A 23717-nucleotide genomic window follows, 5' to 3' on the forward strand; every position below is an offset into this window, starting at 1 on the left:
GGGCGGTTTACAGGAGTAAGTGTAGACGGCGGTACTGAAAAAACGAAACGAATAAATGATAACAGTAAAAAAATTCAATTATTCATAATAAATTTCATGGTGGCAAGAAATAGTTTCTTTTCTTCATCACTCATGGCAGCAACGTTTAACATGTTGTCATCAAAATTATTGATGATATTTTTTAATTTCAGTAACTGCAAAGGAGAAAAATAGTCACTCCCGATGAGATTACTCAATACCAGCAATAGCTCCCCATCATATAAATAGCCCACCATAAGATTAATCTCTATCATCTCAATTGCTTTTTGTACAGCAAGCGCCGGTAAGATATTCTGACGAAGCATTTTGGCAATATCATTTTCATCCAGTTCATCGGGTGTTTTATCTAATAAAGAATTATACCAGTTTATTAAACCACTTTTGAAAGCGAACGAATCATATTGCAGGTGATAAATCTGTTTTAGGGTTTCTTTATTTTTCAATTTATAGTGCCTTTGTTTGCTATAATTTTTCTGAAATAACATCAGCGAGTTTGCTCAGGTGCAGGGATGACCGAAATTGTCATGTATTTTTTCAGTCTGGCTTCTCGTTTCACACCTTTCGGATCTGAACCAAAAGGAAGCGTCAAGCATGGTGAGTCAACGGTTTGGATTGTCCAGAGAGAATCACCAATGAATCTGAAATTGATGCTATCCGCTGTAACGGATAATCCCTCAAAACTTCCCGTCGCATACTCATTACCCAAACGTACGGTCTCTTTAACTCCATCGTTAACATCGATAAGGACAATTGTCAGTGATTCCTCAAAAATAACGTCATCCGTCAGAAAAAGGATATAACGCTGGTCATTAACCTGAATTGCCGCTTCCAGTATTTGCCCTGGTACAATAATACCTGTGTTATTGCCATTGAGCACAACGTCAGACTGAGCCTGAGATAAATCAGTCGCTTTGTGAACCTTGACCAACGATATCGAATTAACCTGTTGCATAATCAATTCCACAAGCGCCCCATTTCCCATGCGGCAAGTGCACCGCCGACAAAGCCGCCAATAAGTACGCAAACAGGTGCACCTGGACCACACACCAATCCTGCCATCGCGCCGCCTGCGACAGCTCCGGCAATAATATTCATCCGGGTACGACTGCCAGTGGTTTTAACAGATTTGCGCTCACCGTTACGTATCCTGCCACCACTCAGGTTGCAGACGCGGCAGTCACAGCCTTGACGGTGTTGAAACTAAAGTTCAGGTGATAGTCTGATGTTCATAGTTTGAGCATTATCCCCTGACAGAATCAAATCAAGCAGTGTCAATGATCACGTGTATATATCATTTAAAGCATTATCAAGCCAATCTTCCATGTTTTTAATTTTAGCCCGCGCATATAAATCATTCATAACATCCTCATAACTCTGTCCATCATTGACCATACAATTAGCTGTATGAGGCAGAACATGTATAAAATCAGACAATATAAAACAAGCCTTTGAATTTCCAGAGTTAGCTGCAATTCTGATATCAATCAATCCTCTGGCAATCAATTTAAGAATAACATCTTGCATTTTAATTTCCATATCATTCAGTTAAATTTCAGTAGTAAATCGTCTATCAAAAAAAGATGAAATTAACATTCATAAATTTATTACAATATGAAAATCAAAAATATACATCATCAGCTTCTACCGAAAACTCCATGGCTCCTAAGGCACCTAAATCAATACTAAATATAGTATCACTTTCCTTAGCACTCCCAACATAGATAAAATAGCCTAAATCTCCGTCTTGACCTATCAAAAAATAGTCAGGTTCCACTTGTTGAATATCATATGTTTCATTTCTTTCAATAAGATCAGAATAGTTATATAAATATAATGTTTCGTGCTTCTTATTAGTTATTTCATAGGTCTCACTATCTTTAATTTCTTCTATCAAAAAACGTTTATACACTGGAGGAAACTTGATTGACATGTCAAATTCAATTTTATTTATATATTCTATAATTTTATTCATGTTAAGAATACCTGAAAGATTATTTATTGATTATCTTGATGAATATATCTTCACTTTTTATTTTCATTTACTCATCGCGGAAATACACATTGCCTTGTAGACAAGCGCTAATAATACGTTATGAACCTGACTTCCGCCAGACAATCAATCAATGAATTCATTACGCCGTAGTGTTTTAGAAAGACACTTTCTGACCAGATGGTGAACCATATACTACATCGCGCATTATAAAAAAACCGCCAGCGTTTCCACTAGCGGTTTTCAATGTTTTCAAAACTCAGCAATCAGTAAAAATCACCGGTTGCCTTTTCGGCCTGATCCATCCACACCGGTTTATCGCTGGTTTTCGACCAGACGCGGTGCAGGTAGCTGTAAAAGCGGGCGCGGTCTTTCCAGAAAAGCATGAAAGGCAGCGCCAGAACGCCCGCTGCAACCGCATAAGTACGGCGTAAAAAGATAAGCCATGCAGGATATTCTCTGTAGAGTTCCATACTTTTCTCCCCCTTTTGTATCTACCCGGTGAATGGCACCGGAAAAATGAATTTGTTTATCTGATGAAAATAGTACCGCCTTTTGTGTAATTTTACTACTCATCCGACCACTTATTTTTGCTTATTGATGGTTTATTTACATTCACCCTGTAATTAAGTTACACAAAAGTTAAATTAATACTAAACATTAGTTAAATCATGGCTTTTGCCATTTTTATACTTTTTTTACACCCCGTCCGCAGATTTTTGCGAAATCTTTGCAGCCAGAATTCTACCCTTCCGGTATCACTTTTAGGCCACTGGAGGTGCACTGTGAGTGCAGGCGTGATAACCGGCGTATTGCTGGTGTTTTTATTACTGGGTTATCTGGTTTATGCCCTGATCAATGCGGAGGCGTTCTGATGGCTGCGCAAGGATTCTTACTGATTGCCACGTTTTTACTGGTATTAATGGTACTGTCGCGTCCTTTAGGCAGCGGGCTGGCGCGGCTGATTAATGACATACCTCTTCCCGGTACAGCGGGCGTTGAGCGCGTACTTTTTCGTTTACCTGGCGTCTCTAACCATGAGATGAACTGGAAGCAGTATCTCTGTGCCATTCTCGGCCTGAACATGCTGGGGCTGGCGGTGCTGTTTTTCATGCTGCTCGGTCAGCACTATCTGCCGCTTAATCCACAGCAGTTGCCGGGGCTGTCATGGGATCTGGCGCTGAATACTGCCGTCAGCTTTGTCACTAATACCAACTGGCAATCTTATAGCGGTGAAACCACGTTGAGCTATTTCAGCCAGATGGCGGGCTTAACGGTGCAAAACTTTCTTTCTGCCGCCAGCGGGATTGCGGTGATTTTTGCCCTCATTCGTGCATTTACCCGCCAGAGCATGAGCACACTCGGGAATGCCTGGGTCGATCTGCTACGCATCACGTTATGGGTGCTAGTCCCTGTGGCGTTGTTGATCGCACTGTTTTTTATTCAACAAGGTGCGCTGCAAAACTTTCTGCCCTATCAGGCGGTGAATACCGTTGAAGGAGCGCAACAGCTGTTACCCATGGGGCCTGTAGCTTCTCAGGAAGCGATCAAGATGCTCGGTACTAACGGCGGTGGCTTCTTTAATGCCAACTCGTCGCATCCGTTTGAAAACCCAACCGCACTGACCAACTTCGTGCAGATGCTGGCGATTTTCTTGATCCCAACAGCGCTGTGCTTTGCCTTTGGTGAAGTGGCAGGCGATCGCCGCCAGGGGCGCATGTTGCTGTGGGCGATGTCAGTGATTTTTGTCATCTGCGTAGGCGTGGTGATGTGGGCAGAAGTTCAGGGTAATCCTCATCTGCTGGCGCTGGGCGCGGACAGCAGCATCAATATGGAAGGTAAAGAGAGCCGTTTTGGTGTGCTGGTCAGTAGCCTGTTTGCAGTCGTGACCACCGCGGCTTCCTGCGGTGCAGTGATTGCGATGCATGATTCGTTTACCGCTCTCGGTGGCATGGTACCGATGTGGTTGATGCAAATTGGTGAGGTGGTATTCGGCGGCGTCGGTTCTGGTCTTTACGGCATGATGCTGTTCGTTCTGCTGGCGGTGTTTATTGCCGGGCTGATGATTGGTCGTACGCCGGAATATCTGGGTAAAAAAATCGACGTACGCGAGATGAAACTGACCGCACTGGCGATTCTGGTCACCCCAACGCTGGTACTGATGGGCGCAGCACTGGCGATGATGACCGACGCCGGACGTAGCGCCATGCTCAACCCTGGCCCGCACGGTTTTAGCGAAGTGCTGTATGCCGTGTCGTCCGCCGCTAACAACAACGGCAGCGCCTTTGCCGGCTTAAGCGCCAACTCTCCGTTCTGGAACTGTTTACTGGCGTTCTGCATGTTTGTCGGTCGCTTCGGGGTGATTATCCCGGTGATGGCGATTGCCGGTTCGCTGGTGAGTAAAAAGAGCCAGCCCGCCAGCTCCGGCACTCTACCAACGCACGGCCCGCTGTTTGTTGGTCTGTTGATCGGCACCGTGTTGCTGGTTGGCGCACTGACCTTTATCCCTGCCCTGGCGCTTGGTCCGGTGGCGGAATATCTCTCCTGATGATATTGAGTGAGCACTGAATATGAGTCGTAAACAACTGGCGCTATTCGAACCAACACTTGTCGTTCAGGCGCTGAAAGAAGCGGTGAAAAAATTAAACCCGCAGGCGCAATGGCGTAATCCAGTGATGTTTATCGTATGGATCGGCAGTCTGCTGACCACCTGTATTAGCATCGCGATGGCAAGCGGTGCGATGCCTGGCAATGCGCTGTTTAGCGCGGCCATTAGCGGCTGGCTGTGGGTCACCGTACTGTTCGCTAATTTCGCCGAGGCGCTGGCAGAAGGCCGCAGTAAAGCGCAGGCCAACAGTCTGAAAGGGGTGAAAAAAACTGCCTTTGCCCGCAAGCTGCGTGAGCCGAAATATGGCGCTGCGGCGGACAAAGTTCCTGCCGATCAACTGCGTAAAGGCGATATCGTGCTGGTAGAAGCTGGCGATATTATCCCCTGCGATGGTGAAGTCATTGAAGGGGGCGCATCGGTCGATGAAAGCGCCATCACCGGGGAATCGGCACCGGTGATCCGTGAATCCGGCGGCGATTTTGCCTCCGTCACCGGCGGCACGCGTATTCTTTCTGACTGGCTGGTGATTGAGTGTAGCGTTAACCCCGGCGAGACATTTCTGGATCGGATGATCGCGATGGTGGAAGGCGCGCAGCGACGTAAAACGCCGAACGAGATTGCCCTGACCATTCTGCTGATTGCCCTGACTATCGTCTTTTTACTGGCAACCGCCACGCTGTGGCCGTTTTCCGCGTGGGGCGGTAATGCAGTCAGTGTAACGGTACTGGTGGCGCTGCTGGTCTGTCTGATTCCAACCACCATCGGTGGCCTGTTGTCAGCGATCGGCGTCGCCGGGATGAGTCGGATGCTGGGCGCGAATGTGATTGCCACCAGCGGGCGTGCAGTTGAAGCGGCGGGCGACGTGGACGTCCTGCTGCTGGATAAAACCGGTACCATCACCCTCGGTAACCGTCAGGCATCAGAGTTTATCCCTGCGCAGGGCGTAGAGGAAAAAACGCTGGCCGACGCAGCACAACTGGCTTCGCTGGCCGACGAAACGCCGGAAGGCCGCAGTATTGTGATCCTCGCCAAGCAGCGTTTTAACCTGCGCGAGCGCTATGTGCAGTCGCTTCACGCCACTTTTGTACCGTTTACTGCGCAAAGTCGAATGAGCGGGATCAATATCGACAACCGTATGATCCGTAAAGGTTCTGTCGATGCCATTCGCCGCCATATTGAAGCTAACGGTGGTCACTTCCCTGCCGATGTCGATCAAAAAGTCGATCAGGTTGCGCGTCAGGGGGCCACGCCTCTGGTAGTGGTGGAAGGTTCCCGCGTGCTGGGCGTTATTGCGCTGAAAGATATCGTCAAAGGCGGCATTAAAGAGCGCTTCGCCCAGCTGCGCCAAATGGGCATAAAAACGGTGATGATTACTGGCGATAACCGTCTGACTGCCGCCGCCATTGCCGCGGAAGCGGGCGTCGATGATTTTCTCGCTGAAGCGACACCGGAGGCCAAGCTGGCATTGATCCGTCAGTATCAGGCGGAAGGCCGTTTGGTGGCGATGACCGGCGACGGCACCAACGATGCTCCGGCGCTGGCGCAGGCAGATGTCGCGGTAGCGATGAACTCCGGTACTCAGGCGGCGAAAGAAGCGGGCAATATGGTGGATCTCGACTCTAACCCGACCAAGTTGATCGAGGTGGTGCATATTGGCAAACAGATGCTGATGACCCGTGGCTCGCTGACCACCTTCAGCATTGCCAACGATGTGGCGAAATACTTCGCCATTATTCCGGCGGCGTTCGCGGCAACGTATCCGCAGTTAAATGCGCTGAACATCATGCGCCTGCATTCGCCCGACTCCGCCATTCTCAGTGCGGTCATTTTCAACGCCTTGATTATCGTCTTTTTGATTCCCCTGGCGTTAAAAGGCGTGAGTTATAAACCGCTTACCGCTTCTGCCATGTTGCGCCGTAACTTATGGATTTACGGTCTGGGTGGGCTGCTGGTGCCGTTTATTGGTATCAAAGTCATTGATTTACTGCTGACCGTTTGCGGTCTGGTGTGAGGTTTACCATGCGTGGATTACGTCCGGCATTATCAACATTTCTCTTTTTGTTACTGATTACTGGCGGTGTTTACCCGCTGCTGACCACCGCGCTGGGGCAATGGTGGTTTCCCTGGCAGGCCAATGGTTCGTTGATTCGCGAAGGTGATACGGTGCGCGGCTCGGCATTAATCGGGCAGAATTTTACCGGCAACGGCTATTTTCATGGTCGCCCGTCGGCAACGACAGAAATGCCCTATAATCCACAGGCTTCTGGCGGGAGCAATCTGGCGGTCAGTAACCCTGAGCTGGATAAACAAATCGCTGCACGCGTTGCCGTATTACGGGCTGCTAACCCGGATGCCAGCACGAACGTTCCGGTTGAACTGGTGACGGCGTCGGCAAGCGGGCTGGACAATAATATTACCCCGCAAGCGGCGGTCTGGCAGATTCCTCGCGTGGCGAAAGCGCGTAATCTCAGCGTTGAACAGCTCACGCAGCTGATCGCAAAATACAGCCAACAACCGCTGGTGAAATATATCGGCCAGCCGGTCGTCAACATTGTCGAACTCAATCTGGCGCTGGATAAGCTTGATGAATAACGAACCCTTACGTCCCGACCCCGATCGTCTGCTGGAACAAACTGCCGCGCCGCATCGGGGGAAGCTGAAAGTTTTTTTCGGTGCCTGTGCAGGCGTCGGGAAGACCTGGGCGATGCTGGCAGAAGCCCAACGACTGCGGGCGCAAGGGCTGGATATTGTGGTTGGCGTGGTTGAAACTCACGGACGGAAAGATACCGCCGCAATGCTGGAAGGGCTGGCTGTTCTGCCGCTAAAACGCCAGGCGTACCGTGGGCGGCATATCAGCGAGTTTGATCTCGATGCCGCCCTCGCCCGCCGTCCGGCGCTGATCTTAATGGACGAACTGGCGCACAGTAATGCGCCAGGTTCTCGTCATCCTAAACGCTGGCAGGACATCGAAGAGCTGCTGGAAGCGGGCATTGATGTTTTCACGACCGTCAACGTTCAGCATCTGGAAAGCCTGAACGATGTGGTCAGCGGCGTCACCGGAATTCAGGTGCGGGAAACCGTGCCCGATCCCTTTTTTGATGCTGCCGACGACGTAGTGCTGGTGGACTTGCCCCCGGACGATCTGCGTCAACGGCTGAAAGAAGGCAAAGTCTATATTGCCGGGCAGGCGGAGCGCGCCATTGAACATTTTTTCCGCAAAGGCAATCTGATCGCCCTGCGCGAACTGGCACTGCGCCGTACTGCCGATCGCGTAGATGAGCAAATGCGCGCCTGGCGGGGGCATCCTGGCGAAGAGAAAGTCTGGCACACGCGCGACGCGATTCTTTTATGTATTGGGCATAACACCGGCAGCGAAAAACTGGTCCGCGCGGCGGCGCGGTTGGCGTCACGGCTGGGGAGCGTCTGGCACGCGGTGTATGTTGAAACCCCTGCCCTGCACCGCTTACCGGAGAAAAAACGTCGGGCAATTCTCAGCGCCTTACGTCTGGCGCAGGAGCTGGGCGCGGAGACAGCAACACTTTCTGATCCGGCGGAAGAAAAAGCCGTAGTGCGTTATGCCCGTGAACATAATCTCGGCAAGATTATTCTCGGTCACCCGGCCTCGCGCCGCTGGTGGCGTCGGGAAACGTTTGCTGACCGACTGGCGCGCATCGCCCCCGATCTCGATCAGGTGCTGGTCGCGCTTGATGAACCACCCGCCCGCCCGCTTAATAACGCGCCGGATAGCCGCTCTTTTAAAGACAAGTGGCGGGTACAGATTCAGGGGTGCGTGGTTGCCGCCGCATTATGTGCCGTTATCACCTTAATTGCCATGCAGTGGCTGATGGCGTTTGATGCCGCCAACCTGGTGATGCTGTATCTGCTTGGCGTGGTGGTGGTGGCGCTATTTTATGGACGCTGGCCTTCGGTGCTTGCTACCGTCATTAATGTGGTGAGTTTCGATCTCTTTTTTATCGCCCCACGCGGCACGCTCGCCGTCTCTGATGTGCAGTATCTGCTGACTTTCGCGGTGATGTTAACCGTCGGGCTGGTGATCGGGAATCTTACTGCTGGCGTACGTTATCAGGCGCGGGTAGCCCGTTACCGCGAGCAACGCACACGACACTTATATGAAATGTCGAAAGCTCTGGCTGTGGGACGCAGTCCGCAGGACATCGCCGCCACCAGCGAACAATTTTTTGCTTCCACGTTTCATGCCCGCAGCCAGGTGTTGTTGCCCGATGACAACGGTAAATTGCAGCCGTTGACACATCCGCAAGGAATGACGCCGTGGGACGATGCCATCGCGCAGTGGAGTTTTGATAAAGGCCTGCCTGCGGGCGCGGGCACCGACACGTTACCCGGTGTGCCATACCAGATTTTGCCGTTAAAAAGCGGCGAGAAAACCTACGGGCTGGTGGTGGTGGAACCGGGGAATCTGCGCCAGTTGATGATCCCGGAACAGCAACGCCTGCTGGAGACGTTTACGTTGTTAGTCGCCAATGCCCTGGAACGCCTGACGCTGACCGCCAGCGAAGAACAGGCGCGGATGGCAAGCGAACGAGAACAGATCCGCAACGCCCTGCTGGCGGCGCTTTCGCATGATTTACGCACGCCGCTTACGGTGCTGTTCGGTCAGGCAGAAATCTTAACGCTCGATCTGGCAAGCGAAGGATCGCCTCACGCCCGCCAGGCCAGCGAGATTCGTCAGCATGTGCTGAACACGACCCGACTGGTGAATAATCTACTGGATATGGCGCGAATTCAGTCCGGCGGCTTTAATTTGAAGAAAGAGTGGTTAACGCTGGAAGAAGTGGTCGGCAGCGCGCTGAAAATGCTGGAACCGGGTTTATCCTCGCCCATCAATCTTTCTCTGCCAGAACCGCTGACCTTAATCCACGTTGACGGGCCACTCTTTGAACGGGTGCTGATTAATCTGCTGGAGAACGCGGTGAAATACGCGGGTGCGCAGGCCGAAATTGGTATCGATGCCCACGTTGAGGGCGAAAATCTACAACTGGATGTCTGGGATAACGGCCCCGGTCTTCCACAAGGCCTGGAGCAGACGATATTCGATAAGTTTGCTCGTGGAAATAAAGAGTCGGCAGTGCCGGGCGTCGGGCTTGGGCTGGCAATTTGTCGGGCGATTGTGGATGTACACGGCGGCACCATTACCGCGTTCAACCGACCGGAAGGTGGTGCCTGTTTTCGTGTTACACTTCCCCAGCAAACTGCCCCTGAACTTGAAGAATTTCATGAGGATATGTGACAAACGTTCTAATTGTTGAAGATGAACAGGCTATTCGTCGCTTTCTGCGCACGGCGCTGGAGGGTGACGGTATGCGCGTTTTTGAAGCCGAAACGCTGCAACGGGGGCTGCTGGAAGCGGCGACTCGTAAGCCAGATTTGATTATTCTCGATCTCGGCCTGCCAGACGGTGATGGGATTGAGTTTATCCGCGACCTGCGCCAGTGGAGCGCGGTGCCAGTAATTGTGCTTTCCGCCCGCAGCGAAGAGAGCGACAAAATCGCTGCGCTGGATGCTGGAGCGGATGATTATCTGAGTAAACCATTTGGCATTGGTGAATTGCAGGCGCGTCTGCGCGTCGCCTTACGCCGCCACTCTGCTACCACCGCGACCGATCCGCTGGTGAAATTTTCTGATGTTACCGTCGATTTAGCCGCCCGCGTGATTCACCGCAGTGAGGAAGAGGTGCATCTCACCCCGATTGAATTCCGCCTGCTGGCGGTGCTGCTCAACAATGCCGGAAAAGTGCTCACCCAGCGCCAGCTTCTCAACCAGGTGTGGGGACCAAACGCGGTCGAACACAGCCACTATTTGCGTATTTATATGGGGCATCTGCGACAAAAACTGGAGCAAGATCCCGCCCGCCCTCGCCATTTTATTACTGAAACCGGTATTGGGTATCGGTTTATGCCATGAATTATTATTCAATAAATACGCTTAACTAATTATTAATTTATTATTAAACCTGCCCCGAAAATTATTATTTGGCAGGTTTAACTTCTTAATGAAAATATAACCTACGAAATTGCAACATTTAAACAACAAAACAGCATCTAATATGGCGCTATTCATAATTAACGATTTATTATTTGGGGTGTGATCGTTTTTTGTTGATCTTCTTCACAGTTTATAGCCTTTTCATGGATAGAATAACTCTACCTTCAACTGACACAGCAAAAGGTAAAGGTAAATGGAAAATAATAACCGCTTAATGCCTCATATAAGGCGGACAACCCATATCATGAAGTTTGCCCATCGTAATAGTTTTGACTTTCATTTCTTTAATGCCCGTTAGTCTTCTGACTAAAGGGCACCCCAGCGTACAGGTCTCCCTGACTTTAAGCATTACAGGTTAATACCTGTATCCCTCGGTGCTCATATACTGCTAACCCTTTTAAACTCTAAATAATTCAAGTCGCAGCACTAGCAACTTGAAGTATGACGAGTATAGCCAGTTACCGGGCTGGTCTGGGTTATTGCATCTGCAAAAAGCAAACTACTGATTTATTTATCAGCGGTGGAGTTTTGCTTTTTTTCCGGCGTGATCGATTTCTCCTTTGAGAAATTGAGGACCTGCTATTACCTGAAATAAAGAGATGAACAAAATGTCAGAATTAAAAATTGCCGTTAGTCGTTCTTGCCCGGATTGTTTTTCCACTCATCGTGCATGCGTGAATATTGACGAAAGTAATTATATTGACGTTGCCGCCATTATTTTATCAGTCAATGATGTTGAACGTGGAAAACTCGATGAAATAGACGCTACTGGCTATGGCATTCCTGTTTTTATTGCAACGGAAAATGAAGAACGTGTACCAGCAGAATATCTGCCACGTATTACTGGTGTCTTCGAGCATTGCGAATCACGGAAAGAATTTTACGGACGTCAGTTAGAAACCGCCGCCAGCCATTATGAAACGCAGCTGCGCCCGCCCTTCTTCCGCGCACTGGTCGATTATGTCAATCAGGGCAATAGCGCTTTTGACTGCCCGGGTCATCAGGGGGGTGAGTTTTTCCGTCGCCATCCGGCAGGCAATCAGTTCGTGGAATATTTTGGCGAAATGCTCTTCCGCTCCGACTTGTGTAATGCCGACGTAGCAATGGGCGATCTACTGATTCATGAAGGTGCGCCATGCATTGCACAGCAACATGCGGCTAAAGTGTTTAATGCCGATAAAACGTACTTTGTTTTAAACGGCACCTCCTCTTCCAACAAAGTGGTTTTAAACGCCCTGCTAACACCGGGTGATCTGGTGCTGTTTGACCGCAATAACCATAAGTCTAACCACCACGGGGCCTTGCTACAGGCTGGTGCAACACCGGTTTATCTGGAAACAGCACGTAACCCGTATGGTTTTATCGGTGGTATTGATGCGCACTGCTTCGAAGAAAGTTATCTGCGTGAACTGATTAGAGAAGTTGCACCGCAACGGGCAAAAGAGGCGCGTCCGTTCCGCCTCGCTGTGATTCAGTTAGGCACCTACGACGGTACTATTTATAACGCCCGCCAGGTGGTGGATAAAATCGGTCATCTGTGTGACTACATCCTGTTTGACTCAGCATGGGTCGGCTATGAACAGTTTATTCCGATGATGGCGGACTGTTCGCCGCTGCTACTGGAGCTTAATGAGAACGATCCGGGTATTCTGGTTACGCAATCTGTACATAAGCAGCAGGCTGGTTTTTCTCAGACTTCACAAATTCATAAAAAAGACAGCCATATCAAAGGGCAACAGCGTTATGTACCGCACAAACGCATGAACAACGCCTTTATGATGCACGCCTCCACCAGCCCGTTCTATCCGCTGTTTGCCGCACTGGATATTAACGCCAAAATGCATGAAGGTGTCAGCGGTCGTAATATGTGGATGGATTGTGTGGTTAACGGTATTAATGCCCGCAAATTGATCCTCGATAACTGCCAGCACATTCGTCCGTTCGTTCCTGAACTGGTGGATGGTAAACCCTGGCAATCGTATGAAACAGCGCAAATTGCGGTTGATCTGCGCTTCTTTAAATTTGTACCCGGTGAGCACTGGCATTCTTTTGAAGGTTACGCAGAGAATCAATACTTTGTCGATCCGTGCAAACTGTTGCTGACAACCCCAGGTATTGATGCACGTAACGGCGAATACGAAGCGTTCGGTGTACCCGCGACGATTCTTGCTAACTTCCTGCGCGAAAATGGCGTAGTGCCGGAAAAATGCGATCTTAACTCCATCCTCTTCCTGCTGACTCCGGCAGAAGATATGGCCAAACTGCAGCAACTTGTTGCCCTGCTGGTACGCTTCGAAAAACTACTGGAAGCTGATGCGCCTCTGGCGGAAGTATTGCCTTCCATCTACAAACAGCATGAAGAGCGCTACGCCGGTTATACCCTGCGTCAATTGTGCCAGGAAATGCATGATTTGTATGCCCGTCACAACGTGAAACAACTGCAAAAAGAGATGTTCCGTAAGGAACACTTCCCACGCGTCAGCATGAATCCACAGGAAGCCAACTATGCCTACTTACGCGGTGAAGTGGAATTGGTTCGTCTGCCGGATGCAGAAGGCCGTATCGCAGCCGAAGGTGCGCTTCCTTATCCTCCGGGTGTGCTGTGTGTTGTTCCGGGTGAAATCTGGGGTGGTGCTGTTCTGCGTTACTTCAGCGCTCTGGAAGAAGGGATCAACCTGCTGCCAGGTTTTGCACCGGAGCTGCAGGGTGTCTATATCGAAGAACATGATGGTCGTAAGCAAGTTTGGTGCTATGTCATCAAGCCTCGTGATGCGCAAAGCACCCTGTTGAAAGGGGAAAAATTATGAGTCAGGCTAAATCGAACAAAATGGGCGTCGTTCAGTTAACCATACTGACGATGGTCAACATGATGGGCTCCGGCATCATCATGCTGCCGACAAAGCTTGCCGAAGTTGGGACAATCTCAATAATCTCCTGGTTGGTGACAGCCGTAGGCTCAATGGCGCTGGCATGGGCATTCGCAAAATGCGGTATGTTCAGCCGTAAATCAGGCGGTATGGGCGGTTATGCCGAGTATGCTTTCGGTAAATCCGGTAACTTTATGGCGAACTATACCTACGGCGTCTCGCTGCTGATTGCTAACGTGGCGATTGCTATTTCGGCAGTTGGTTACGGCACCGAACTGCTCGGCGCGAGTTTATCACCAGTGCAGATTGGTCTGGCAACCATCGGAGTGCTGTGGATTTGTACCGTGGCTAACTTTGGTGGTGCGCGCATTACCGGGCAAATCAGTAGCATTACCGTGTGGGGGGTCATTATTCCGGTGGTAGGCCTGTGCGTTATCGGCTGGTTCTGGTTTAGCCCGACACTTTACGTTGATTCCTGGAATCCGCATCATGCACCGTTCTTCAGTGCGGTAGGTTCTTCCATCGCCATGACGCTGTGGGCTTTTCTTGGTCTGGAGTCTGCGTGTGCGAATACTGATGTAGTGGAAAACCCGGAACGTAATGTGCCAATCGCGGTACTCGGCGGTACGTTAGGTGCGGCGGTGATTTATATCGTCTCCACCAACGTGATTGCCGGGATTGTGCCCAATATGGAGCTGGCAAATTCAACGGCACCATTTGGTCTGGCCTTCGCGCAAATGTTCACACCGGAAGTGGGTAAAGTCATTATGGCGCTGATGGTGATGTCCTGCTGCGGTTCACTGCTTGGCTGGCAGTTCACCATTGCCCAGGTGTTTAAATCTTCATCTGATGAAGGCTACTTCCCTAAAATTTTCTCCCGTGTAACCAAAGTGGATGCACCGGTTCAGGGGATGTTGACCATTGTGATTATTCAGAGTGGATTGGCACTGATGACCATTAGCCCGTCACTGAACAGCCAGTTCAACGTGCTGGTTAACCTGGCCGTGGTGACCAATATCATCCCATATATTCTGTCGATGGCGGCATTAGTCATTATTCAGAAGGTCGCCAATGTGCCACCATCAAAAGCGAAAGTAGCAAACTTTGTTGCCTTTGTTGGTGCGATGTACAGTTTCTATGCGCTGTACTCATCCGGGGAAGAAGCCATGCTGTACGGTTCCATCGTGACTTTCCTTGGTTGGACACTGTATGGTCTGGTATCACCACGCTTTGAACTGAAAAACAAACACGGTTAAAAAAAGCGAAATAAAAAAGGGCGATTGAATGATCGCCCTTTCTGTTTGTTGACAAAGAGTTCGTTATTTATGCCGCATCCGGCAGGTGTAGGGTCCAAACGCGGTCGAACACAGCAACTATTTGCGTAATTATATGAGGCATTTGCGACAAAAACTGGAACAGGATCTCGTCCGCCCCGCCATTTCATTACTGAAACCGGTATTGGGTATCGGTTTATGCTTTGAAAAAAGTGGCAATGTATGGATAAAGTCATTTTTTATTCAAATATAAGGAACTTAATATTTAAAAAATGTCCCATACAATGCCTCATCATAAATGACACCGTAGCACACAAGGAGCAAGTAGCGATGCGTGAAGTGAGTCAGTTAGTAAATACTGAAGATTCAGCCTGGACAATAATCCAGAATTGGTTAAAAGAAGCCACAAACCATGCCGAACTCTTACCGGTTAATAAAGATTTAGCCGAAACCGCACTTTATCAATTACAGGTTACAACAAAATCACCGATGGGTGCGCTTGTCTATGGCTCCGGAGGTCTGCTGATTGATAACGGTTGGTTACGCATAGCAGGCTCTGGTCACCCCCGGTTACCACGAGATCCAGCAAGTTGGACACAACGCCCTGAATTCGCAAGCGTGCGGGCTTTACCCATCGCCGATGATGTCGCAGGGGGAATTTTTGCTCTTAATGGTGGCGATCTTGGGGAAGATACTGGCTGCGTTTATTATTTTGCGCCAGATACGCTGAATTGGGAAAGTCTGGAGGTTGGATATTCTGAGTTTCTTCAGTGGGCATTATCCGGTGATTTAGATACCTTCTATGAAAATGTACGCTGGCCGCAATGGCAAGAAGACGTAATAAAATTATCGGCAACGGAAGCCTTCACTTTCTACCCTTTCTTATGGGTACAAAGTGAAGAAGCAAGAACAAGAAAAGTTATTTCGCTTACTGAACTCTGGGAAATGCAGTATCAAATGAAAGAAACAATCACGCAATAAGACATGTTCAGGTCCGGGTTTCATTCCCGGACTCGCTATTTTAATGTGTGTTTATCGCTTTCAATTCTTGCTGGCAATTTTCTGACTGACAGCGTCGCAACTCAATAATCCCGACATGCATCATCGAGCCAAAAAATCCGCTTTCGCTGACATAATCCTCATTAACTATCGGTCGAGTGCCGGGCTTACCCTGGCAAATCCCCATAAAAAATGAGGTGTAGCATTGCCATTCAGGATTTAAACCGGTCTTTTCTTGTGCTGACATATCATGAAGATAAGTAAGTTCTTTTTCGTTCCCGCCTGACAACTGCCAGCGGCGGGTATTATCAGGTAAGTTATCGCCACGGCAATTTGTCTTACACCGGGAAGGCGCAATATTTACCGCAATGCTACCCGTTAATCCTCTGGTTTTATCTTTAGGGGTCAGTAACCAGTCACCAGCTAATGATGATTGTTCAGGTTGGGCGCATGCTGTCAGCAGTAGTGTGGCGGTAATTAATGCCACTCTGACGACCAGACTCCTTTTGGTCTTCATTTTGAATTCCCTTGAGCTATTCAGTTTGTTGGCAAAGTACTCGTTGTTCATGCCGGATGCGGCGTGAACGCCTTATCCGTCCTACAAAATAGTGCAAACTCAATATATTGCACCATCCTCGTAGGCCTGATGAACGTAGCGTATCAGGCTATCATAAGTAAAAAGGGCGATCTTCCGATCGCCCTTTTTCTTATTTAATGTGTTTACGCGTTTTTCAGAACTTCACTAACAATCTCAACCGCTTCTTTCTCAATCTGCTTGCGATGTTCTTCACCGAGGAAGCTTTCACAGTAGATCTTATATGCGTCTTCCGTGCCTGACGGACGCGCGGCGAACCAGCCGTTGTCAGTCATCACTTTCAGACCGCCAATAGAAGCACCGTTGCCCGGTGCCGCCGTCAGGCGCGCGGTGATCGGGTCACCAGCCAGGGTGCTGGCGCTCACCATTTCCGGAGACAGCTTAGACAGCGCCGCTTTTTGTGCGGAAGTCGCAGCTGCCTGCAAACGGTTATAGCTCGGCGCACCAAAGCGTTTTGCCAGTTCGTTGTAGTGTTCCTGCGGGTTCTTACCGGTGACCGCGGTGATTTCTGCCGCCAGCAGACACATAATGATACCGTCTTTATCGGTGGACCACGGCGTGCCGTCGAAACGCAGGAAGGAAGCCCCTGCGCTCTCTTCGCCGCCAAAGCCGAAGCTGCCGTCGAACAGACCATCAACAAACCATTTGAAGCCTACCGGGACTTCTACCAGCTTACGGCCCAAATCATTGACCACACGGTCGATCATCGCAGATGAAACCAGCGTTTTACCGACAGCAACATCTTTGCCCCACTGCGGACGATGCTGGAACAGGTAGTTGATCGCCACTGCCAGGTAATGGTTAGGATTCATCAAACCTGCCGGAGTGACGATACCGTGACGGTCATAATCCGGGTCGTTAGCAAACGCCAGATCGAACTTATCACGCAGTGCCAGCAGACCCGCCATCGCACACTCGGAGGAGCAGTCCATACGGATCGCACCGTCTTTATCGAGGTGCATAAAGCGGAAGGTTTGATCGACCTGATCGTTAACGATGGTCAGGTTGAGGTTGTAATACTCGCCAATGCGCTTCCAGTATTCGATACCGGAACCACCCAGCGGATCAACGCCCAGCGTCAGGCCCGCTTTCTGAATCGCCGCCATATCAACGATATCGGCCAGCCCTTCCACAAACGGCTGCACCAGATCCTGCTCTTTCACATGACCGGATGCCATCGCTTCGTCGAGGGAGATACGCTTCACGCCTTTCAGGCCATCGGCCAGCAGTGCGTTGGCCCTGTCCTCCACCACTTTGGTGACGTTGGTATCAGCCGGGCCACCATTTGGCGGATTGTACTTGATACCACCATCTTCCGGCGGGTTATGGGACGGTGTAATCACGATACCGTCTGCCAGCGGGCCACCTTTTTTATTGTGAACCAGAATGGCATTGGAAATGGCAGGTGTCGGAGTGAAGCCATTGTTTTCCTGCACAATGACATCAACGCCGTTCGCTGCCAGCACTTCCAGTACGGAAATGAACGCAGGCTCGGACAGGGCGTGAGTATCTTTACCCACATAGCAAGGGCCAGTGATGCCGTTTTTCGCACGCTCTTCAGCAATTGCCTGAGCGATCGCCAGAATGTGCGGCTCGTTAAAGCTGTGGCGCGCTGCACTGCCACGGTGACCGGAAGTACCGAATTTCACCGCGTGCTCCGCATTCCCTGCTTCTGGTTTCAGTACATAATATTGCGCCGTCAGTTGGGCGACGTTAATCAAATCACTCTGTTGTGCAGGTTGGCCTGCACGATTGTGGATTGCCATTGCTTTGTCCTTTGTCTGCAACGTTTTAGATAGTTCCGCAAACCTTCTCAATCAATTCCGCCGGGAATTGCATCGACTGCATGATGTGTTCGATCATGCTGCATTTACGGCCGGTGTTGGTGTTGGTGATCACCCAATACGGCGTGCCTGGCACATGTTTCGGCTTGGTCTGATTACCATTTTTCAGCAGCGTTTGTTCATCTGCCGCAAAGTAAACGCGTGTACGACCGTGCAACGATTCCGTGGCCTCGGCAAACGCCTGGGCGTCAAGAGAATATAGTGTAGACAACAGCAGCATGAAGCGATTGACCGCTCGCTTTTGCTCTGCGTATTCATCCGAAAGCAAAAGTTCACGCATTGCGCGAACCTTGTCTTTAATCGTTTTGACCGGCTTCGCTTCGACGATAGCAGGTGACGCAACGCGAACCTCTTTCGTCACCGGAGCAGCAGGCTGTGATGCGGCGGAAAATTTCAACATACGCCGTAAAATGTCGGATGCGCTCTCGCCGATATGCTTAGTGTGGCTGGCAATATAGCTGTAGAGTTCATCATCAACTTCAATCGTTTTCATCTTAATCCAGTGCAGTGTCTTAGCTGAATACAAGTCGCCAGGAGTATATGAATAAATCCCGGCAGCGGATAGCGTCAAGCCTGGCTTGCAGAAAAACTCGGATTAAACCTTATTTGTTGCAGCCCTGTGGCACAATGGTCAACATAATACCCTAACCCGACAACGCGAAAAAAAGAACTTTGCCATGAAATTGAATATCCGCGCGCAAACTGCACAAAACCAGCACAATAATTCTCCCATCGTTCTTGTCCATGGTCTGTTTGGCAGCCTCGACAACCTTGGCGTACTGGCTCGCGATCTGGTAAACGATCACAATATCATCCAGGTTGATATGCGTAACCACGGTCTTTCCCCGAGAGATCCGGTGATGAGTTACCCGGCGATGGCCCAGGATCTTGTTGACACTCTGGATGCACAGCAGATCGATAAGGCAACATTTATTGGACACTCAATGGGCGGTAAAGCGGTGATGGCACTGACTGCACTGGCCCCCGATCGCATCGATAAACTGGTGGCGATTGATATTGCGCCGGTCGACTATCACGTACGCCGTCATGATGAGATTTTCGCGGCCATCAACGCAGTCAGTGAATCAGACGCACAAACACGCCAGCAAGCAGCGGCAATAATGCGCCAGCATCTTAATGAAGAAGGGGTGATTCAGTTTCTGTTGAAATCTTTTGTTGACGGGGAGTGGCGCTTTAACGTGCCAGTATTGTGGGATCAGTATCCGCATATTGTGGGGTGGGAGAAAATCCCGGCATGGGATCACCCTGCCCTGTTTATCCCTGGCGGCAATTCTCCGTATGTTAGCGAGCAGTATCGTGATGATTTACTAACACAATTTCCACAGGCACGGGCGCATGTGATTGCAGGCGCGGGTCACTGGGTCCATGCTGAAAAACCGGATGCGGTACTACGCGCCATCCGTCGCTATCTCAATGATTAACGTAACTGATTAAAAACCCAGCGTCCGCGTCGCTTTCCGCGCGTGGGCGTTGGCGTGACTCATCGCGCTGATGTATTATGGCGCGCTATCCATCCGGGCAGAGGCCTGGCTGATTGTTTCCCCCGAAGTCACCAAGATCATGGCCAAAGAACAAACGGACCGTACGACATTAGATCTGTTCGCGCACGAGCGTCGACCGGGACGACCGAAAACTAATCCGCTTTCGCGCGATGAACAGCTGCGTATTAATAAACGCAACCAGCTAAAACGCGACAAAGTACGTGGCCTTAAGCGTGTCGAACTGAAGCTGAACGCGGAAGCTGTCGAGGCACTGAACGAGCTGGCAGAATCGCGCAATATGAGCCGTAGCGAACTGATCGAAGAGATGTTAATGCAGCAACTGGCGGCGCTGCGTAGTCAGGGCATCGTTTAAATTTCCACTTTCATGTAGCACAGTGTGCAGTCCTGCTCGTTTGCTGATTCCGCAAGACTGCCTGTTCTGCTATGATTGCCTTTATCCGTGGGCAATTTTCCACCCCCATTTCAATAAGTTTCAAGAGGTTATTTCACTCATGGCTATCACTGGCATCTTTTTCGGCAGCGACACCGGTAATACCGAAAATATCGCAAAAATGATTCAAAAACAGCTTGGTAAAGACGTTGCCGATGTCCATGACATTGCAAAAAGCAGCAAAGAAGATCTGGAAGCATATGACATTCTGCTGCTGGGCATCCCAACCTGGTATTACGGCGAAGCGCAGTGTGACTGGGATGACTTCTTCCCGACTCTCGAAGAGATTGATTTCAATGGCAAACTGGTTGCGCTGTTTGGTTGTGGCGACCAGGAAGATTACGCTGAATACTTCTGTGACGCATTGGGCACCATCCGCGACATCATTGAACCGCGCGGTGCAACCATCGTTGGTCACTGGCCAACTGCGGGCTACCATTTCGAAGCATCAAAAGGTCTGGTAGATGACGACCACTTTGTCGGTCTGGCTATCGACGAAGACCGTCAGCCGGAACTGACCGCTGAACGTGTAGAAAAATGGGTTAAACAGATTTCTGAAGAATTGCATCTCGACGAAATTCTCAATGCCTGATGTGATGCGGCGTAGACTCATGTCTACGCCGTATTAATAGATAATGCCAATCAAAATAATTGCTACAAATTTGTAACTTTTGCTGTTGTACCTGTACAATGTCCCGGTGTTCAAGTGGCCTTGCCGTTGTAAATGTAAGCTGTGCCACGTTTTTATTAACAATATTTGCCAGGGACTTGTGGTTTTCATTTAGGCGTGGCAATTCTATAATGATACGCATTATCTCAAGAGCAAATTCTGTCACTTCTTCTAATGAAGTGAACCGCTTAGTAACAGGACAGATTCCGCATGACTGATAACAATACCGCCCTAAAGAAAGCTGGCCTGAAAGTAACGCTTCCTCGCTTGAAAATCCTGGAAGTTCTTCAGGAGCCGGACAACCATCACGTCAGTGCGGAAGATTTATACAAACGTCTGATCGATATGGGTGAAGAAATTGGTCTGGCTACGGTTTATCGCGTACTGAACCAGTTTGACGATGCTGGTATCGTCACCCGCCACAATTTTGAAGGCGGTAAATCCGTATTTGAACTGACACAGCAACATCACCACGATCACCTGATCTGCCTCGACTGCGGTAAGGTTATCGAATTTAGTGATGATTCCATCGAAGCGCGTCAGCGTGAAATCGCCGCAAAACATGGCATTCGCCTGACTAACCATAGTCTCTATCTTTACGGTCACTGTGCCGAAGGCGATTGCCGCGAAGATGAGCACGCGCACGAAGGCAAATAAGCCAGTCTGAACGAGAAAAGCCAACCTGCGGGTTGGCTTTTTTATACAAGGGACATAAGAAAAGCGAGAGTTACAGCTCTCACTTATTTGTTATTGCTGCGAATTTCCTGCCAGACCTTATCACAATCGGTTTTCACCGCCTGGTCATTACCGGTTTGCGTTGCCTGAATGCACTGCTGATAATCCAGCACACGGACACTTTCCTGCTCGGCAAATTGCTGATGTTGTTTCTCTTTCTTCAGCACGTTTAACACGCTCTGACAGGCTTCAATTTTTTCCGGCGAACCTTGCGCGGTGTTGATACAGGCGCTGTAAGCTTCTTTCAGATGGCTGTCTTCCTGTGGCGCGGTGGATTGTGCACAAGCCACCAGCCCCGATGCCATCATGGCGATGAGAATCAGTTTTTTCATTGCAAATTCCTCAAACGTGCGGCAGGCACAAAACCTGCCGCGTCGGGCATCAGAAGATGGTGAATGGTGCGATTACCATAAATTTCACGTCACGCTCATCCTGGAAGATGTTGCCGTAACCACCGCCCCAGCTTGGGATGTCGGAGTGGTTGTCGTATTCGGTAAAGTGCAGTTTGAACATCGTGCCTTTGGCGCGACCGTCCTGAATGGTGTAGACCGCATCCAGGCTGTATGCAGACTCTTCAATAGTCCGGTTCTTGTCGTAGTACGCATCCGGATTGCTCTGCCAGGTAGCGGGTTTAGCATCCCATGCGTAAACGTAGGAAGCGCCGATGGCGAAGCCTGGAAGATTCCAGTTTTTCAGGTCATACATCGCACCGAAGAAGACCGCTTTTTCGCCGTTGGCGTTGAAGTCAGAACGGTTATCCCACCAGATATCCAGGCGACCGTTCGAGGAAGCATAGGTTGGAGTCATACGTTGCAGGAAGTATCCCTGCTGACCGTCGGCTTTAACCCAGGTGCCTTCCAGACGCAAATCCACTACGTCAGCCGCCCGGTAACCAAAGGTCAACGCTTGCAGCCAGGCAGTGCCGTCGTAAAGGTCGTTGACGCTGCGATCGTCAACTTTATCGCGCGTACCGTAGAACTGGTAGCTGGTGGTTAACGGGCTACCGGCGATATCAAATTTATAGCTGGCTTTGGCAAAATACTGATCAATATACCCTTCCGCCTGACCAAACGCCGCTTCCAGTACGAAGTTATTTTTGAAGTCGTACTTCGCCCCAAGGGAGTGTAGATAATCAACTTTAGTGGTTTTATCGTTCTGATAAAACTCATCCATTTCCAGATGCCACGGCGCTTTATATTCGTTGGTCCACATGTAGGAGAAACTCAACGCACCAGCATCGCCGTAATCAAAATTCGCCCCCGCTTCCGCCCCCTGATAAGTACCCGGCATAAAGCTCCAGTGCGGCGCTAACAGCGTCTGACCGGTTGGCTGAATATAACCTGCCCGCGCCCACACCGGACCGTATTTAAATTTGGCCGCTGCTTTATACAGGCTTATACCGCTTTTATCGCCGGACCAGTCTTCGTCATAGGCTTTATTACTTTTTGAAAACGCGATTTCGTTCGGGTGAGAGCTGTCGCCGTTTTCCGCCATTTCAATCGCCGTAAACGCGGCAATATCAAGGCCGAACATATCAGCAGCATAACCAGACTGAAAATCGAGGTTGGCGTTCCAGGTGGAATGAGAAAGGTTGGTTTTGTATTTGTCGCCGTCGGTAACGTCTTTACGGTCGCGTTCACGCTGCCAGTAATAGATACCGCCGGTTAAGGTTGAATCGTCGATGAATCCTTCGGCGCGAGCCTCCGGCATTGCCATAAAGCCCGACATTGCTGTAACACTGGCGATAGCCAGCGCCAGCGTACTACGTTTGCCACTAAACGTACGCATGGGTTAATCCTCTTTGACGTATAAATTGCTGCACCAAAGGTGAACAGCGAAAAAAATAAAAATTAAAAAAGTAGCGTTGAGAAAAGTCTCGCTGACTACAGGAACAGACTATTTTTCGCGACGCGAATTATCAATCTCTTTCTGTAACCAGAATGTAAGAACATGAGCAACCGCACATATTTTGATGATTTTTGTTACAAGGCTTAAGTTTGTAGTTGAAAGGTTTACAAAAGAATAAAAGCCTGAGTTTCCAGCAAGATGAAAGCGGTTACATTTTATTTAATTATGCTTTGTGATTTTAAATTTGTTTTATGGATAAATTGTGAAACGG

27 protein-coding genes and 1 pseudogene are annotated in these 23717 nt (G+C 49.7%); 17 read left to right on the forward strand and 11 right to left on the reverse strand.

Annotated elements, in window-relative coordinates:
* Positions 1–74 precede the first annotated feature (74 nt).
* From FQZ95_RS03465 to FQZ95_RS03485, 6 genes are all read right to left on the reverse strand, one after another.
* Positions 75–482 carry a contact-dependent growth inhibition system immunity protein gene (locus FQZ95_RS03465; protein ID WP_039021242.1) on the reverse strand — a complete coding sequence of 136 codons (408 nt, stop codon included), beginning with the start codon at positions 480–482 and terminating at the stop codon, positions 75–77.
* Positions 483–523: 41 nt separating this feature from the next.
* Positions 524–991 carry a hypothetical protein gene (locus tag FQZ95_RS03470; protein WP_001188052.1) on the reverse strand — a complete coding sequence of 156 codons (468 nt, stop codon included), beginning with the start codon at positions 989–991 and terminating at the stop codon, positions 524–526.
* A gap of 2 nt (positions 992–993) precedes the next feature.
* Positions 994–1134: a hypothetical protein gene (locus tag FQZ95_RS26075; RefSeq protein ID WP_157943798.1), complete on the reverse strand. Its 141-nt coding sequence runs from the start codon at positions 1132–1134 to the stop codon at positions 994–996.
* A gap of 183 nt (positions 1135–1317) precedes the next feature.
* Positions 1318–1575, reverse strand: coding sequence for a hypothetical protein (locus tag FQZ95_RS03475; RefSeq protein ID WP_002431428.1), 258 nt, complete (start codon positions 1573–1575; stop codon positions 1318–1320).
* 82 nt (positions 1576–1657) lie between these two features.
* Positions 1658–2011: a hypothetical protein gene (locus FQZ95_RS03480; protein WP_001033417.1), complete on the reverse strand. Its 354-nt coding sequence runs from the start codon at positions 2009–2011 to the stop codon at positions 1658–1660.
* A 284-nt stretch (positions 2012–2295) separates the two neighbouring features.
* Positions 2296–2502: a YbfA family protein gene (locus FQZ95_RS03485; RefSeq protein ID WP_000424924.1), complete on the reverse strand. Its 207-nt coding sequence runs from the start codon at positions 2500–2502 to the stop codon at positions 2296–2298.
* A 312-nt stretch (positions 2503–2814) separates the two neighbouring features.
* Here FQZ95_RS03485 and kdpF point away from each other — a divergent pair, with 312 nt between their 5' ends.
* From kdpF to FQZ95_RS03540, 12 genes and pseudogenes are all read left to right on the forward strand, one after another.
* The gene (kdpF, locus tag FQZ95_RS03490) at positions 2815–2904 is read left to right on the forward strand and encodes a K(+)-transporting ATPase subunit F (RefSeq protein ID WP_001272653.1); all 90 of its coding nucleotides are present in this window, start codon (positions 2815–2817) and stop codon (positions 2902–2904) included.
* Positions 2904–4577 (forward strand): potassium-transporting ATPase subunit KdpA, encoded by a 1674-nt coding sequence (kdpA, locus tag FQZ95_RS03495; protein ID WP_160529883.1) that lies wholly within the window; start codon positions 2904–2906, stop codon positions 4575–4577. Before kdpF ends, kdpA begins: the two co-directional genes overlap by 1 nt.
* A 22-nt stretch (positions 4578–4599) precedes the next feature.
* Complete coding sequence (gene kdpB, locus FQZ95_RS03500; RefSeq protein ID WP_160529884.1) at positions 4600–6648, forward strand: potassium-transporting ATPase subunit KdpB; 2049 nt, start codon at positions 4600–4602, stop codon at positions 6646–6648.
* Between the two features lie 8 nt (positions 6649–6656).
* Positions 6657–7229 carry a K(+)-transporting ATPase subunit C gene (kdpC, locus tag FQZ95_RS03505; RefSeq protein ID WP_088542191.1) on the forward strand — a complete coding sequence of 191 codons (573 nt, stop codon included), beginning with the start codon at positions 6657–6659 and terminating at the stop codon, positions 7227–7229.
* Positions 7222–9906: a two-component system sensor histidine kinase KdpD gene (kdpD, locus tag FQZ95_RS03510; protein ID WP_160529885.1), complete on the forward strand. Its 2685-nt coding sequence runs from the start codon at positions 7222–7224 to the stop codon at positions 9904–9906. The genes kdpC and kdpD overlap by 8 nt, the downstream gene beginning before the upstream one ends.
* Entirely contained in the window at positions 9903–10580 is a 678-nt protein-coding gene (gene kdpE, locus FQZ95_RS03515) for a two-component system response regulator KdpE (RefSeq protein WP_105271847.1), read from the forward strand. Before kdpD ends, kdpE begins: the two co-directional genes overlap by 4 nt.
* A gap of 164 nt (positions 10581–10744) precedes the next feature.
* A complete protein-coding gene (locus FQZ95_RS26795; protein ID WP_103253904.1) occupies positions 10745–10876 on the forward strand; it encodes a TonB-dependent receptor in 132 nt (43 codons plus the stop codon).
* Positions 10855–10959: a leader peptide SpeFL gene (speFL, locus tag FQZ95_RS03520; protein ID WP_001312672.1), complete on the forward strand. Its 105-nt coding sequence runs from the start codon at positions 10855–10857 to the stop codon at positions 10957–10959. Before FQZ95_RS26795 ends, speFL begins: the two co-directional genes overlap by 22 nt.
* Positions 10960–11269: 310 nt before the next feature.
* Positions 11270–13468 carry an ornithine decarboxylase SpeF gene (gene speF / locus FQZ95_RS03525; RefSeq protein WP_032183711.1) on the forward strand — a complete coding sequence of 733 codons (2199 nt, stop codon included), beginning with the start codon at positions 11270–11272 and terminating at the stop codon, positions 13466–13468.
* Positions 13465–14784 (forward strand): putrescine-ornithine antiporter, encoded by a 1320-nt coding sequence (gene potE / locus FQZ95_RS03530; protein ID WP_000075850.1) that lies wholly within the window; start codon positions 13465–13467, stop codon positions 14782–14784. Before speF ends, potE begins: the two co-directional genes overlap by 4 nt.
* A 91-nt stretch (positions 14785–14875) precedes the next feature.
* Positions 14876–15009 (forward strand): annotated as a pseudogene (locus FQZ95_RS26270) (winged helix-turn-helix domain-containing protein); the annotation flags it as partial.
* 123 nt (positions 15010–15132) lie between these two features.
* On the forward strand, positions 15133–15783 hold the full coding sequence (locus FQZ95_RS03540) for a DUF2625 domain-containing protein (protein WP_032302686.1): 651 nt from the start codon (positions 15133–15135) through the stop codon (positions 15781–15783).
* Positions 15784–15823: 40 nt separating this feature from the next.
* Here the strand turns inward: FQZ95_RS03540 and FQZ95_RS03545 are convergent, their stop codons facing one another.
* The 3 genes from FQZ95_RS03545 to seqA all read right to left on the reverse strand — a co-directional run bounded on the left by FQZ95_RS03545 (position 15824) and on the right by seqA (position 18733).
* Positions 15824–16318 (reverse strand): hypothetical protein, encoded by a 495-nt coding sequence (locus tag FQZ95_RS03545; RefSeq protein ID WP_000851056.1) that lies wholly within the window; start codon positions 16316–16318, stop codon positions 15824–15826.
* Positions 16319–16521: 203 nt separating this feature from the next.
* Positions 16522–18162, reverse strand: a complete 1641-nt coding sequence (gene pgm / locus FQZ95_RS03550; protein WP_001295873.1) for a phosphoglucomutase (alpha-D-glucose-1,6-bisphosphate-dependent) — start codon at positions 18160–18162, stop codon at positions 16522–16524.
* A 25-nt stretch (positions 18163–18187) separates the two neighbouring features.
* A complete protein-coding gene (gene seqA, locus FQZ95_RS03555; protein ID WP_000848387.1) occupies positions 18188–18733 on the reverse strand; it encodes a replication initiation negative regulator SeqA in 546 nt (181 codons plus the stop codon).
* A gap of 184 nt (positions 18734–18917) precedes the next feature.
* On the opposite strand from seqA, the gene ybfF reads away from it, so the two are divergent.
* From ybfF to fur, 5 genes are all read left to right on the forward strand, one after another.
* Positions 18918–19682 carry an esterase gene (gene ybfF / locus FQZ95_RS03560; RefSeq protein WP_032302685.1) on the forward strand — a complete coding sequence of 255 codons (765 nt, stop codon included), beginning with the start codon at positions 18918–18920 and terminating at the stop codon, positions 19680–19682.
* A 139-nt stretch (positions 19683–19821) separates the two neighbouring features.
* Positions 19822–20115, forward strand: coding sequence for a LexA regulated protein (ybfE, locus tag FQZ95_RS03565; RefSeq protein ID WP_001300829.1), 294 nt, complete (start codon positions 19822–19824; stop codon positions 20113–20115).
* Between the two features lie 139 nt (positions 20116–20254).
* Positions 20255–20785 (forward strand): flavodoxin FldA, encoded by a 531-nt coding sequence (fldA, locus tag FQZ95_RS03570; protein ID WP_115739769.1) that lies wholly within the window; start codon positions 20255–20257, stop codon positions 20783–20785.
* A 209-nt stretch (positions 20786–20994) separates the two neighbouring features.
* Positions 20995–21081 carry a fur leader peptide gene (uof, locus tag FQZ95_RS03575; protein WP_001406816.1) on the forward strand — a complete coding sequence of 29 codons (87 nt, stop codon included), beginning with the start codon at positions 20995–20997 and terminating at the stop codon, positions 21079–21081.
* Positions 21074–21520 carry a ferric iron uptake transcriptional regulator gene (gene fur, locus FQZ95_RS03580; RefSeq protein ID WP_000131702.1) on the forward strand — a complete coding sequence of 149 codons (447 nt, stop codon included), beginning with the start codon at positions 21074–21076 and terminating at the stop codon, positions 21518–21520. The genes uof and fur overlap by 8 nt, the downstream gene beginning before the upstream one ends.
* Before the next feature lie 83 nt (positions 21521–21603).
* Here the strand turns inward: fur and chiQ are convergent, their stop codons facing one another.
* Together chiQ and chiP are read right to left on the reverse strand one after the other, a co-directional pair.
* On the reverse strand, positions 21604–21930 hold the full coding sequence (gene chiQ / locus FQZ95_RS03585) for a ChiQ/YbfN family lipoprotein (RefSeq protein ID WP_000733584.1): 327 nt from the start codon (positions 21928–21930) through the stop codon (positions 21604–21606).
* A 49-nt stretch (positions 21931–21979) separates the two neighbouring features.
* Positions 21980–23386, reverse strand: coding sequence for a chitoporin ChiP (gene chiP, locus FQZ95_RS03590; RefSeq protein WP_001258860.1), 1407 nt, complete (start codon positions 23384–23386; stop codon positions 21980–21982).
* Positions 23387–23717 lie beyond the last annotated feature (331 nt).

The sequence above is a fragment of the Escherichia sp. HH41S genome (assembly GCF_009820115.1).
Classification (GTDB): Bacteria; Pseudomonadota; Gammaproteobacteria; order Enterobacterales; family Enterobacteriaceae; genus Escherichia; species Escherichia coli_F.